Below are 12,840 nucleotides of genomic sequence, written 5' to 3'. Positions count from 1 at the left end.
TTCATCCATCGATAGGCATTGAGCCGAGGACGATTCCCATGACCCCTCCCCACCCTGCCCCCCTGTCTGTTCTAAGCGATGCCCAGGTCCAACAGTTCATCGAGGAAGGCTTCGTCCGGCTCGATGACGCATTTCCCAGACAGGTCGCGGACGCCGCGCGCGACATCCTCTGGCGCGATACGGGCTGCTCCCCGGAGGACCCATCCACCTGGACACGTCCCGTCATCCGGCTCGGTGAATACATCCAGGAGCCCTTCCGACAAGCAGCCAACACTCCTCGCTTGAGGGCCGCGTACGACCAGCTCGTCGGTCCCGGGAGATGGGCTCCCCGGATGAGCCTGGGCAGCTTTCCCATCCGCTTCCCCAGCGCCGAGAATCCCGGCGACGACGGTTGGCACGTCGACACCAGCTTCCCGCCTCCAGATGGCGGAACGGGCTCCTTCTTTGAGTGGCGCGCCAATGTCGCCTCCCAGGGGCGCGCGCTGCTGATGCTGTTCCTGTTCTCCGACGTCGGAGAGCACGACGCCCCCACGCGCATCCGCGTCGGCTCCCACCGGGACATCGCGAGACTCCTCGCCCCGGAAGGCGCCGCGGGACTGAGCTTCATGGAGATCGCGAGCAGGCTCGACACCACCACCCACTGTCCTGAAGCACGGGCCACCGGTGACGCGGGAACCGTCTACCTGTGCCACCCCTTCATCGTGCACGCGGCGCAGCCCCACCGGGGTGCCCGGCCACGCTTCATGGCCCAGCCTCCGCTGTTCCCCTCGGGGCCCAGGACGCTCGAAAGTAACGACGGTGACGAGTTTCCCGTCACGCGGGCGATTCGCCGGGCACTCGGCGCGACTCCCGCGCCCTGACGAACCGTCCGCCGCGTTCGAACATGGAGCGTGGAGCCGCCCCCCGCGGGTCGGCTCCACGCTCCCGTCGAATCCCAACCGCAACGGTCATCCCGCCCCGGACCCGCACCGCGTGGGGTGTGAGGAAGCAAGGCACGCTCCGGGGTGCATCTCCTGGAAGACACGCCCCGCGAACAGGTGGCGCATTTCTCGCGAGAGAATCTCCACCCGCGCCACAACCCCCTGGTTTCCCAACGCTTTCGCCAGCAAATCCCCTGAAGGGATTCAGGTGGGCGTCGCGTCTCGCATGACGCTGCGGATGCTCAGGTCCAATTGGCTCTGGAGCACGCGAAGCAGGCTGCTGAGCCCCTGGGTATCCTCGCCCAGTCGGGCCGCGAGGCGCTGGCGCACATCATCACGCAGCCGCTCCCGCGACTGCGCCAGCCACCGCTTCACCGTGGACCGGTCCACCTGATACGCGCGGGCAATCTGCGCCGTCCCCAACCCCTCCACCAGATGCAGGCGCAGGAGCGTCCGTGAGCGCGGCTCCAGCGCCTTGAGCGCCTCCTGGAACGCCGCCGCGAAGTCCTCGCGATAGTGCTCCTGGATGAACCGCCGGTCCGCGTCCACCTCCGGCACGCTCGTTTCCGCGAGCTTGGAGTCGTCCAGATCGAACGAAATCCGCCGCTCCCGCATCAGGTTGAGCGCGGTGCGCAGCGCCGCGACACGGAGCCACGCCAAGAGGGTGCCCTCTCCCTCGTAATCCGCGATTCGCGGAGCGCGATCACCGCTGGGAAGAAAAAGCTTCACGCGCAGCACCTGGAGCGCCTCGTCCACCACCGAGACTTCCATTCCTCGGTGCAGCAACGCTTTTCGGAGCTGCGGGACGTAGCGGGCCTCGAACTCCGCAAGGGCCTGCGCATCACCGCGAGCGCAGGCTCGCGCGAAAGACACGTCTACTTCATGGTCGGTGCCATTCATCGTCATGACCGCCCACGTCGGTTATCGTCCTCGCGTCATGGAATGCCTCGAGACGCGACGACTCTTCGCCTTCGCACAGGGTGAACTGGACGCAGAAGCGGCGCGCCAGGTGGAGCAGCATCTTGATTCCTGCGCCTCCTGTCGAGCACTCGTAGGGGAGGCGGCCCGCACGGAGGACGGGGAGGCAGGCTCGTCCACTCCGTCCCCTTCCTCGTCGGTCCCCCCGCTCTCCTGGCTCGAGCGCGGCGCGCTGCTGGGCCGCTACGTCGTGCTCGAGCGCATCGGAGCGGGCGGCATGGGCGTCGTCCACGCGGCATATGACCCGGAGCTGGACCGTCGCGTCGCGCTCAAGCTGATTCGCATCGACTCGACGACCCCCGCCCACCTGGAGCGCGCGCAGGCCCGACTGCTGCGCGAGGCCCAGGCCACCGCGCGCGTCATCCACCCCAACGTCATCACCATCCACGACGTGGGTCGCTTCGGGGAGCACGTCTTCCTCGCCATGGAGCTGGTGGACGGCACCACCCTGCGCTCGCACATCCGCGCTCGCAAGGGACGCAATGACTGGCGCGAGACACTGAGCCTCTTCATCCAAGCGGGACGCGGTCTCGCCGCCGCGCATGCCCAGGGACTGGTCCACCGCGACTTCAAGCCAGACAACGCGCTCGTCGGCAAGGACGGCCGCGTGCGCATCACCGACTTCGGACTGGCGCGCATCGTCGAGGGCATCGACGACACGCCCACGCCTCCGGGCTCCTCGTCTCCCGTTCCCCTGCGCTCCGAGTGGCACACCCGCTCGGACATGGTGCTGGGAACTCCCGCGTACATGGCTCCCGAGCAGAAACGCGGCGAGCCCTCCGATGCGCGCAGCGACCAGTACAGCTTCTGCGTCGCGCTCCATGAAGCGCTCTACGGCAAGCGGCCTTTCGCCAGGCCCGCAGCGGTGGTGAACGCCACGCCTGAGGCCCCCCTTCCCGAGCCAGGGCCGCGCCCGCCGCAGGGCTCGGATGTTCCCGCCTGGGTGCATCAGGTGATTCTCCAGGGGCTCTCCGCGTCACCCGACGCGCGCCACGACTCCATGGAGGCGCTGCTGCGCAGGCTCGGCCATGCCCCGGGAGAAAAATGGCGGCGCGCGGTGCTCGCCGCGAGCGCGGGCCTGTTGCTCCTCGCCGGTGGCGCGGCCCTTCACCGCTCCACCTCCGGAGACCCCTGCGCGGGCAGCGAGCAGTCCCTCATCGGCATCTGGGACGCCTCCCGCAAGGCCACCGTCCAGACCGTCTTCAAGAGCAGCCCCCTCCCCTACGCCGCCGGAGCCTGGAGCGAGGTGGAGCGCACCCTGGACGGCTTCGCGCGCAACTGGGTGGCGGCGAGTCACGAGGCCTGCGTCGCCACGCGAGTGAAGGGCCAGCAGACCGAACGCCTGCTCGAACGGCGCGTCATCTGCCTGGACCAGCGACTCAAGGACCTGGGCGCCGTGGTGGACACGCTCGCGACCGCGGACACGCAGGTCATCCAGAACTCGCCGCGCATGGCGCACGGCCTGGAGAACCTCTCGGTCTGCGCGAACCTCTCCGCGCTCGCCGCACCGGAGCCTCCGCCCACCGACGAGTCGAGCCAGAAACACATGGAGGCCGTGCGCGCTCAGCGCGCGCAGGTCCGCGCGAAGCTCACCGCGGGCCAGTTGGCCCCTGCCCTCGCGCTCGCGACCGAGGTGGCACGCGAGGCGCACGAGATTGGCTACGGGCCCCTGGAGGCCGAGGTCCTGGACCTCGTCGCCGAATCCCAGGGAAAGAACCTCGCCTACCGCGACGCCATCAAGACCCTGCACCACGCCATCCAGGTCGCCACCGCGAGCCGTCATGACCGCCAGGCCGCCGAGTCCTGGGCGGGGATGATCCGGCTCATCAGCCTGGTGGGGCCCGAAGTGGACCCCGATGGCGTGGCCCCGGCCCATGCGGAAGCCGCCCTCAAGCGGCTGGGCGAAGACGCACGCATCGAGGCGATGTACTTCCGCAACCTCGCCAGCCTGCACCGCACCCGAGGCCGCCCCGCGGAGGCGCTGGCCGCGAGCGAGAAGGCGGTGGAGCTCGCCCGGAAGGTCTACACCGCGAACGAACCCGAGCTCGGGACGGCGCTGCTCACGATGAGCCACGCACTCCATGAGTTCAATCGCCACGCGGAGGGCCTGCGCTACCTGCTCGAGGCGGAGGCCATCTACCGGAAGACCTACGGCCCCAATCATCCCTATCTGGCGACCGTCCTGGGCAACCTCTCCGTGTTCAGCATCCGGGTCGGCGACTCCGAGAGCGCGCTGAAATACGCCAGGGAGTCCCTGGCCATCCACCAGGGCGCCTATGGCGAGGAGAGCGAGCCCGCCGCCAGCGTGCTTCACAACATCGGCGGCTTCCTGCTGGAGTTGGGGCGCACGGAGGAGAGCATCCAGCACTATCAGCGGGCGATTCGCATCCGCGAGAAGGTGATGGGCCCCGAGCATCCCGAGGTCGCCTCCTCCCTGTCGAGGCTCGGGACCGCGCTGGCCTCCCTGGGGCACTTCGAGGAGGCCTTGAAGCATCACCAGCGCGCCTTGCTCATCAACGAGAAGAGCCTGGGCCCCCAACACTCCATGGTGGCGCTCGACCTGCTCGGCATCGGCGATGACTACCAGGGGCTCGGAGCCCCGAAGAAAGCCATTCCCGTCCTCGAGCGGTCGGTGACGGTCTACGAGAAACAGACGTCGACCAAGAACGACGACTTCCTCGCGGATGCCCGGTTCTCGCTCGCGCGTGCGCTCATGAGCACGTCCAACGGCCTGGAGCGGGCCCGCCAGCTCGCCACCGCCGCGCAGGAATACAACCACCGCTTCCCCAAGCCCCGAGCCCGGCAGGTCAAGGAAGTCGAGCAGTGGCTGGCGACCCATCGCGCGCCGGGCCCCCGCCAGGCTCCGAGCGAAGCCGAGACACGCGAACCCGGTCCCCATTATCCTCCGGCGCATGGCCAGCCCCTATGACGTGACACCGGTGCGCAGCCCCTCGGAGCTCGCGCGCATCCTGGACCTCCAGCGCAAGAACCTGCCGAAAGCCATCAGCACGGAGGAGATGCGCTCGCAGGGCTTCGTCACCGTGGAGCATGACGTGTCGGCCCTGGAGCGGATGCACGCCCTGGCCCCCAGCATCATCGCGAGCCACGCGGGAGAGCTCGTGGCCTACGCGCTGACGATGCCCCGGGAGTGCCGCTCGCTGATGCCCGTGCTCGTCCCCATGTTCGACCTGCTGGACACGTTGGACTACCAGGGCCGTCCGCTGGGTGAGCAGCGCTTCTATGTCATGGGGCAGATCTGCATCGACAAGGCCCACCGGGGCGTGGGGCTGTTCGACCAGCTCTATGCCGGGCATCGCGAGCTGTACCGCGAGCGCTTCGACGTGCTGGTGACGGAGGTCGCGACCCGGAACACCCGCTCCCTGCGCGCCCACGAGCGCGTGGGGTTCAAGCCGCTGCACACCTACCGCGACGCGACGGACGAGTGGGCCATCGTCGCCTGGGACTGGAGCGAGCCCTCCGCGTAGCCCGCCGATCCGGGCTCCGGCCGGCGCCCCGACAGCGGCGCGGCCGGCCCGTGATGCACGCGACGTCAGGACATCTTCGCCATGCGTCGGCAGGACTCGACGCAGCGGCGACAGGACTCCGCGCAGGCCTTCATCACCGCGTCGTCCGCCATGCGCTCGCACGCGACGGCACACCGCTCGCAGACCTCGGCGCAGACAGCGCACGTCTGCGGATGCAGCGGCGAGGCGCGAAGCATGAAGTCCGCGCTCGTCTTGCACATCTGCACACAGTCCTCCATCAGGCGGATGGTGTCCGCCGAGGCCATCTTCCCGCCCTTCTGGAGGCAGTACGTCATCGTCTGCAGGCACACGGCCGCGCAGGACATGCAGTTGCTGATGCAGGCGCGCATGTCATCCGTGAGTTGACTGTTCGCGCCGACGAGGAACGGCTGCATCTGGAACTTCTGGGATTCCACCTGAGCCATGCGACAACCTCCGTGCGTTGGGTTCGCGTACAGGTGGGGAGGGACAGGGCGCTTCACAACGGCCGCGGGGGCTTCGCAGGGGCGAGCGGAGAGACAGGGCCTGGGCACCATGGCTGGCGACCAGACGTGCTCGTGGTGGCCAGAGCGGACCGCCTGCTCATGAGGAAGGGGGCGTGGCTAGAACCAGGCCGAGCACTGCCCGGAGCTGGTGTTGCACAGCCGCAGATGGAAGCGCGCGACGCCCGAGTAGCTCCCATTCCACGCGGCGTTGACGACCCACCCATCGGCGTAGAACTGGAGCTTGACGCCACTGCCGTGGCTGCTGGTGGACCACGTGCCCTTGTAGTAGCCGCCGCCCGTGGCCGTCCACGTCTTGCACACGCTCGCCTTCCTGCCGCCCGGCGCCGTCAACGTGGTGCAAGCCCTGGCGAGTTCGGCATCGGCGGACGCGTCCGGGGCGGCATCGGGGACCGGGTTCGACCCGGCCACACCCGCCGCGGCCAGAATGCCTGCGAGGACCTGAAACATGGCGTGACGCTCCTGCCCGCATGGGGCCGTGCAGCCGATGCCGGCTGATGAGAGCGGCCAAGCTGCCGTCGAGGCCTCGGAGCGGCAATGCACCCCGGAGGGACCCTCTCTACCTGATGCGAGACACGTCACCGCGGGCCAGCGACCCGCACGCGGCCCCGCACCTCGACGCGGACGCCGCGCCAGGGCCCGACGACGGAAAAACGCCGGCCCCCCCGAAAGTCCTGGGGAGGTCCGGCGTCGCGCGCGGCCAGGATGGCCCTGGCCCGGGTCGCGCTAGAGCGCGGTGGCCCAACGCGTGTCGTGGTCGCTCCAGAAGCGGTGCAGGTAATTGTCGGCCTGCTGGATGATGACGGCCTCCGTCCCGTCATCGAGGACGGCCGTCACGGTGATGGCGTTCATGTTCCAGTTGTCACCCGTGGCGAAGATGTCCGGCTGGCCGGAGGTGAACTGGATGCTGAACTCGACGAGGTTGGCGAGCAGCATGCCCGTGGGCGTCACCATCGTCACGGTGTGCGAGGTCCAGTCAGGCCAGCGCGCGCCGTTGTTCAGGTTGATGCTGGCCGTGAGCTGGTTGCCGGACAGCCCCACGTACTTGATCGCGGCCACCGCGTGGCTGGCATTGCGCAGGTCGTCTCCGCCCGTGGCGACGGTGATGCGGAGCCGGGTGACGGAACGGAGTCCATCGTCGGCGTGCGCCATTCCGGGCAGCAGGAACAGCACGGCGGCGGCAAGCATCGCCATCAGGCTCGAACCAAAGCGAGGCGTCATCGCAGTGGGGAAAAGGGCAGCGGTCATCGTCGTCTCCTCTAGGGGTGGGTCACACTCGTGTGCATGGCGCGGCCCCAGGGGCCACGTCGCTCACGAAGCGAAGCCAAGGTGCCGCGAAGCCAGGAACCTGCCCACTGCCAGATTTCTTGCCCTGCCCCGGATGACGGCGAAGTGGAACCCTCGCGAGCATGGGAAGACTCGCGACACTCCCCCTGCTCCTGGGGCTGCTCTGGAGCACACCGCTGCTCGCCGCGACGGCCGAGGACTTCGGCACACAGCCGGAGGCGCTGCGAATCCAGGTGGTGACCTTCGGTCCCGGCACATACGTCCAGGAGCGCTTCGGACACAGCGCCCTCTGGGTCGAGGATACGCGGCTGGGTGAGGTCGCGCTCTACAGCTATGGCGTGACATCCCATGGCCCCGCCGCCGAGGTGCGCTACCTCCTGGAGCGACCCACCTATTGGGCCGCCCGGCTCTCGGTGGAGCATTCGTTCTTCCTCTATCGCGCGCGGGGGCGCTCCATCTTCCTCCAGGAGCTGGACCTGTCCGTGGAGCAGCGGCGCCGACTCCTCGCGCGCCTCGAACGCGACGTGAATCCCGAGACGCGCGAGTACGCGTATGACCCGCTGCGGGGAAACTGCGCGACGCGCCTGCGCGATGCATTGGACGACGCCCTGGGCGGAGCGCTGCACGCCCGGCTCGCGGGCCCCGCCGCGCTGACCCACCGCGAGCACCTTCGCCGCTACACCCGCGACACCCCGCTGTTCCAGTGGGCGCTGATGCTCTGGCTGAACGACGACGTGGACGCGCCGATGACCCGGTGGGAGGAGGCCGCCTTTCCCCTGGAGCTGGCCCGGGCACTCGCGGAGTTCTCCTTCATGAGCGAACAGGGCACTTCGACTCCGCTCGTGAGGCGAAGCCACGATGAGCACCTGACCACCACCATTCCTCCCCCGCTGGCCCCAGGCCCCACCGCTCTGACGCGAGGGCTCCTCGCCCTTCTCGTGGCGGGCGCGATGGTCCTGCTCGCGGTGCCCCGCGCGCATACGCACCGGCGCGCCTTCCAAATCACCTTCGGCCTGTACCACGCGTTCATCGGCGCGACGCTCGGCACGGCGGGCGCCATTGGCTTCGTCCTGATGCTCGGCTCCGAGCACCCCTACTTCGGCCTCAACGAGAACCAGTGGCTGGCCCATCCCCTCTCACTCGCGCTGCTCCCGCTCGGCCTGGGCATCGCCTGGGGGAATGAGCGCGCCGAGCGCCGAGCACGTCACTGCGTCGGCGTGCTCGCCCTCGGCTCCCTGCTGGCGGTGCTGCTCAAGCTGTCGCCCACGTCACACCAGGAAACGCTCGAGCCGATGACCGTCCTGCTCGCCGCGAACGTCGGACTGGCGCTCGTCCACGTGAAGCGGTGGCGGGCCCCCCAGACGCTCACCCACCGGCGAGGAGCATCACTTCGACCCGGGCCCCACCCTCCGGGAGATTCGACGCGCGCAGCGACCCTCCACTCGCCTCGATGAGCCCGCCCACCAGCCGCATCCCCAGGCCCGAGCCCTCCGACTTCGTCGTGCCTCCCGTGAGACGCGCCCCGTCCAGCAACCCCGCCCGGAAGCCCGGCCCGTCATCACTCACCCGCAGGAGGATGTTCCGAGTGCCGCCCTCCGGCTCGACGCTCACCTGGACGGTGCCGGCGCCACGTTGCCCATCCCCTTCACACGCATTCACGAGCAGGTTCGTCACCACGTGCGCCAGCCCCCGCTCGCCGCCCACCACCCAGACGCGCGGCCCCTGTCCCTCCGGTGCCCCGGGCCCGAGCAGGATTCGCACATGCGAGTAGCGCGTCTGGACCACGGCGGCCGCGTTGCGCAGGGTGGCGGAGACCTCGACGGGGGTCGCCTCGTCAATCATCGCCAGCTCGCCCAGGGCGCGTGACTTCACGCTCTCCACGAACTCCCACAGCTCGCGCAGGTCGGACGCCAGCCCCTGCACATGCCGCGAGCACGAGGCACCTCCCGGGTCTCTCAGGAGCAGGTCCGCGCGAAGTCGCGCCGCCGACAGGAGCGTCCGCGCATCGTGGTGCTCGCGCAGGATGACGCTCAGGTTCGTGCGCGCCCGTCGAATCCTCACCCCCTCCGCACCGGACTTGAGGACCATCCGGCGCGCCACGCCACACGCGACCGCGGCCACACTCCCCGCGCTGCCGACGAAGATGACGAGCAGCGCGACCTCCGAAACGCCATACGTCAGTTGACTGGCATTGAACCGGAAGTCGAGGGCGACGAGTCCCCCCAGGAGCAGCAGGTTCGCGCCGGTGCCCACCCAGGCGACACGAGGTGACAATCGCAACGCGGTGATGAAGACCACCGCGATGACGGCGGAGGGGTCCGGCATCCGCAACAGGCCGGTGTAGCTGTCGCCATGCCACAACAACGTGGACAGGAGCGTGCCCTGGGCGACGACGGCGTCCAGGAGCGCGGAGGCCACCAGCAGCCTCGGACCGAACAGTCGCCGCCGTCCCGCCCAGAACGCGGCGACGGACAGCGTCATGCCCGAAATCAACAAGGCCAGCTCCAGCACCGCGGCCGGCCAGCCCCCATCCGCGGCCACGCCCCCCAACGCCAGGAAGCGCGCCATGACCAGCGCGCAGAAGACGATGCGCACCGCGCTCACCAGCACCTCGCCATCGTTGGACGCATCGGTGAGGACCTTGCGTGTTATGCTTTCCTGTATGGCCATGGTCCAACACCTCCTGCTGATAGAGGACTCGGTCAGCCTGGCGCGCGTGCTCGAAGACGTCCTGCAATCCCGCGCTGAACGAATCACGCACGTCACCACCCTCGCCGCCGCGCGCGAGGTGCTGCGAACCCAACCTCCCGACGCGGTGCTCCTGGACGTCAGCCTTCCGGACGGCACCAGCGACTCCCTGCTGGATGACCTGCTCGCGGTGGAGCCCCTGCCGTATGTCATTGCCATCAGCGGCAGCGCGACGGCCGAGCAGGCCTTCCGACTGGCCGCCAGTGGCGTGCGCGCCTTCGTCCCCAAGCCGCTGGACCTCGCGCGGCTGGAAGCCGTGTGGACCCAGACGCTGTCAGGCCCTCCGGAGCTGGGCCCCGCGTTGAGGGCGAGCGCCGGCAAGGTGCCGCTGCATCACTTCGAGAGCCTGGTCCGCGACACCCTCGTGGACGAGGCCCTGGCCAAATCCGGAGGCAGCGTGCGCGGCGCCGCGAAGCTGCTCCAGATTTCCCGCCAGCTCCTCCAACACATTCTCAACGCCCGGGATTGAGTCGGGCCTCCTCGCGGCTACCTCCGGTCCGGCGTTCCGGCGAATCACCTGCGCTCCCTGGGACGAACGGCTCCCGCCCACAATCTTCAAGCGGCGTACCAGGGACGCGACGCGGCGTTCTCCCCCACGAGCGGCCTCGCGAATCACTCCCGCGCGAGCACCCACGCGTGGCCCCGAGGACAACCCGTTGGCCCGGTCCGTTGCCTCACGGGCCACAACCGCCATCGCGATTCCATCCTGGCGGAAGCGATGAGCCCCCACGAAGCACCTGCCCGGAGATCCACCATCAGCGCCCGGGTAGGAACCGAACCGGGGGGAATCCGCGAGAGGCCAATCCCACCCCCTACCACCCAGCGTCGCGGAACCCTGGCGTTCCGCATACGCCACGTGCGAATGAGCGCTGCGTTCCAGGTGGAATCGCGGGCGTCACGGCTCCGAATCCCAGCGCCGCGCGGCTTCTTCCCCTCCGGCCATGCGAGCGCGGCCGCCGCCCCACCCCTCTCGGCCCGGTGCGGGCGCGGCGTAGCATGGCCGAGTGAATACGGAGGCCCCTTGGCTCGTCCTCCGAGGCAATCCTCATTGGAGCCAATTGTCTCGTATATGATGCTTTGGTAGAGGACCGCCGCACGCAGCATCCGCCTTTTTCCCTGCCATCATGGTTTTTTCCGTCCACCACTGGGCCGCGTGGGCTCCCGGGCTTGTCGGGCAAGACGCCTGGCGGTCCTGGCTCTCACAGCCGCATCCGCTTCCGGCCGAGGGCACCCCGCCCTTGACCGAGATGCCGGCGATGATGCGCCGTCGGGTGGACCGGATGGGTCGCATCGCGCTGCAGGCGGCCTATTCGTGCCAGGCGGACGCGCCTCCGTGTCCCATGGTGTTCGCGTCGCGCTACGGGGACATGGGCCGCTCCGTGGAGCTGCTGGAGCAGTTGGCCCAGGCCACCCCGCTGTCGCCCACGTCCTTCAGCCTGTCGGTGCACAACGCCATTGGCGCGCTGTACTCCATCGCCCGGGGTGACCTGACGGCGCAGAGCGCGGTGGCCGCGGGCGCGGAGACGGTGGAGGCGGCCTTCGTGGAGGCGTGCGGCCTCTTGTCCGAGGGCGCCCCCGAGGTCCTCGTCGTCGTCTATGACGAGCCCCGCCCCGCCCCCTTCGCGCACTTCCCCGAGCAGGTGGCGCTCCCGCACGCCTGGGCCTGCAGCGTGCGGGCGGCCGGAGAAGGCCCCACCTACCAGCTCACCTGCGGCGCCTCGGAGGGCGCACCGGAGCGGGCGTCCGTGGACCCGCTGCCGGAGGAGCTCTCCGTGCTGCGCTTCCTCGTCTCCGGCGAGGCGCGCTTCGAGCACCACACGGGCTCCCGACTCTGGCGGTGGCACCGCGATGCTTGAGCGATTGGAGCGCGGCTGGCGGGTGATCGCCACGGGCATCTCCTTCGCCACCTTCGGCGTGGGGGGGCTGGCGCTGCGCCTGCTGTTCTTCCCCCTGCTGTCGCTCCTGGTCCGCGACAGGCCGCGCCGCACCCGGCTGGCCCGGCTGGCGGTGCACCACTCGTTCCGCTTCTTCGTCGGGCTGATGCACTTTTTGGGGTGCCTGGACTACCGCGTCGAGGGCGTGGAGAAGCTGGCGCGCCCCGGGCTGCTCATCCTCGCCAACCACCCCACGCTCATCGACGTCGTGTTCCTCATCTCGCTGGTGCCCAACGCGGACTGCGTGGTCAAGGCGAGCCTGGCGAACAACCCCTTCATGCGCGGCCCCATCGAGGCCACCGGCTACCTCTGCAATGACTCCGGCCCGGAGCTCGTAGAGGCCTGCATCGCGTCCGTGAAGGCGGGCAACAACCTCATCATCTTCCCGGAGGGCACCCGCACGCCCTTGTCCGGCCCCATGAAGCTGCAGCGCGGGGCGGCCAACATCGCGGTGCGAGGCCCGTGCGACATCACCCCGGTCACCATCCAGGTGGCGCCCATGGCGCTCACCAAGGGGATGCCGTGGTGGCGCGTGGCCCCCACCCGGATGAAGTTCAACATCGTGGTTCAAGACGACATTCGCGTGTCGTCGCTGGTCGAAGAGGCGCACGGAGAGGCCCTCGCGGCCCGCCATCTCACCGAGAGATTGCACGACTACTTCTCCACGGAGACACAACGCCATGCAGGCGCTTGAGCAGGAAATCAAGAAGCTGGTCATCGCGACGCTGAACCTCGAGGACCTCAAGCCGGAGGATATAGACCCGGCGGCGCCGCTATTCGTCGAGGGGCTGGGGCTCGATTCCATCGATGCCCTGGAACTCGGCCTGGCGCTCCAGAAGGCCTATGGGGTAGCGCTGGCGAGCGACTCCAAGGAGAACCGCCGTCACTTCGCCAGTGTGCGCGCCCTCGCGGATTTCGTGAGCGCCCACCGCAAGTCCTGAGGACC

General features: G+C 69.2%; 13 protein-coding genes. 8 read left to right on the top strand and 5 right to left on the bottom strand.

The window, feature by feature from the left end; translation table 11 throughout:
- Positions 1–38: 38 nt before the first annotated feature.
- Positions 39–860, top strand: coding sequence for a phytanoyl-CoA dioxygenase family protein (locus tag HUA74_RS15260; protein ID WP_174455096.1), 822 nt, complete (start codon positions 39–41; stop codon positions 858–860).
- A gap of 264 nt (positions 861–1,124) precedes the next feature.
- On the opposite strand, the gene HUA74_RS15255 is transcribed toward HUA74_RS15260, so the two are convergent.
- The gene (locus HUA74_RS15255) at positions 1,125–1,826 is read right to left on the bottom strand and encodes a sigma-70 family RNA polymerase sigma factor (RefSeq protein WP_174455095.1); all 702 of its coding nucleotides are present in this window, start codon (positions 1,824–1,826) and stop codon (positions 1,125–1,127) included.
- 31 nt (positions 1,827–1,857) lie between these two features.
- Here HUA74_RS15255 and HUA74_RS15250 point away from each other — a divergent pair, with 31 nt between their 5' ends.
- Both HUA74_RS15250 and HUA74_RS15245 read left to right on the top strand, forming a co-directional pair.
- Positions 1,858–4,827, top strand: a complete 2,970-nt coding sequence (locus HUA74_RS15250) for a tetratricopeptide repeat protein (RefSeq protein ID WP_174455094.1) — start codon at positions 1,858–1,860, stop codon at positions 4,825–4,827.
- Complete coding sequence (locus HUA74_RS15245) at positions 4,811–5,383, top strand: GNAT family N-acetyltransferase (protein WP_174455093.1); 573 nt, start codon at positions 4,811–4,813, stop codon at positions 5,381–5,383. The genes HUA74_RS15250 and HUA74_RS15245 overlap by 17 nt, the downstream gene beginning before the upstream one ends.
- A gap of 65 nt (positions 5,384–5,448) precedes the next feature.
- Here HUA74_RS15245 and HUA74_RS15240 read toward each other — a convergent pair whose 3' ends face one another.
- The 3 genes from HUA74_RS15240 to HUA74_RS15230 form a co-directional block, all read right to left on the bottom strand.
- A complete protein-coding gene (locus tag HUA74_RS15240; RefSeq protein ID WP_217443454.1) occupies positions 5,449–5,847 on the bottom strand; it encodes a four-helix bundle copper-binding protein in 399 nt (132 codons plus the stop codon).
- Positions 5,848–6,024: 177 nt separating this feature from the next.
- The gene (locus tag HUA74_RS15235) at positions 6,025–6,375 is read right to left on the bottom strand and encodes a hypothetical protein (RefSeq protein ID WP_174455092.1); all 351 of its coding nucleotides are present in this window, start codon (positions 6,373–6,375) and stop codon (positions 6,025–6,027) included.
- Positions 6,376–6,651: 276 nt separating this feature from the next.
- On the bottom strand, positions 6,652–7,173 hold the full coding sequence (locus HUA74_RS15230) for a hypothetical protein (protein WP_174455091.1): 522 nt from the start codon (positions 7,171–7,173) through the stop codon (positions 6,652–6,654).
- A gap of 161 nt (positions 7,174–7,334) precedes the next feature.
- On the opposite strand from HUA74_RS15230, the gene HUA74_RS15225 reads away from it, so the two are divergent.
- Positions 7,335–8,666 carry a DUF4105 domain-containing protein gene (locus HUA74_RS15225; protein WP_174455090.1) on the top strand — a complete coding sequence of 444 codons (1,332 nt, stop codon included), beginning with the start codon at positions 7,335–7,337 and terminating at the stop codon, positions 8,664–8,666.
- Here the strand turns inward: HUA74_RS15225 and HUA74_RS15220 are convergent.
- Positions 8,578–9,882: a sensor histidine kinase KdpD gene (locus HUA74_RS15220; RefSeq protein WP_174455089.1), complete on the bottom strand. Its 1,305-nt coding sequence runs from the start codon at positions 9,880–9,882 to the stop codon at positions 8,578–8,580. The genes HUA74_RS15225 and HUA74_RS15220 overlap by 89 nt on opposite strands.
- Here HUA74_RS15220 and HUA74_RS15215 point away from each other — a divergent pair.
- From HUA74_RS15215 to HUA74_RS15200, 4 genes are all read left to right on the top strand, one after another.
- Positions 9,881–10,429, top strand: coding sequence for a response regulator (locus HUA74_RS15215; protein ID WP_246136963.1), 549 nt, complete (start codon positions 9,881–9,883; stop codon positions 10,427–10,429). The two genes, HUA74_RS15220 and HUA74_RS15215, sit on opposite strands and share 2 nt — an antisense overlap.
- A 655-nt stretch (positions 10,430–11,084) precedes the next feature.
- Positions 11,085–11,816: a beta-ketoacyl synthase chain length factor gene (locus HUA74_RS15210; RefSeq protein ID WP_217443453.1), complete on the top strand. Its 732-nt coding sequence runs from the start codon at positions 11,085–11,087 to the stop codon at positions 11,814–11,816.
- Positions 11,809–12,588 carry a 1-acyl-sn-glycerol-3-phosphate acyltransferase gene (locus HUA74_RS15205; RefSeq protein ID WP_141640878.1) on the top strand — a complete coding sequence of 260 codons (780 nt, stop codon included), beginning with the start codon at positions 11,809–11,811 and terminating at the stop codon, positions 12,586–12,588. The genes HUA74_RS15210 and HUA74_RS15205 overlap by 8 nt, the downstream gene beginning before the upstream one ends.
- A complete protein-coding gene (locus HUA74_RS15200) occupies positions 12,575–12,835 on the top strand; it encodes a phosphopantetheine-binding protein (protein ID WP_174455088.1) in 261 nt (86 codons plus the stop codon). The genes HUA74_RS15205 and HUA74_RS15200 overlap by 14 nt, the downstream gene beginning before the upstream one ends.
- Positions 12,836–12,840 lie beyond the last annotated feature (5 nt).

The organism is Myxococcus sp. CA051A (assembly GCF_013336705.1).
Lineage (GTDB): Bacteria > Myxococcota > Myxococcia > Myxococcales > Myxococcaceae > Myxococcus > Myxococcus llanfairpwllgwyngyllgogerychwyrndrobwllllantysiliogogogochensis.
This window is presented reverse-complemented; position numbering and strand designations above follow the sequence as displayed.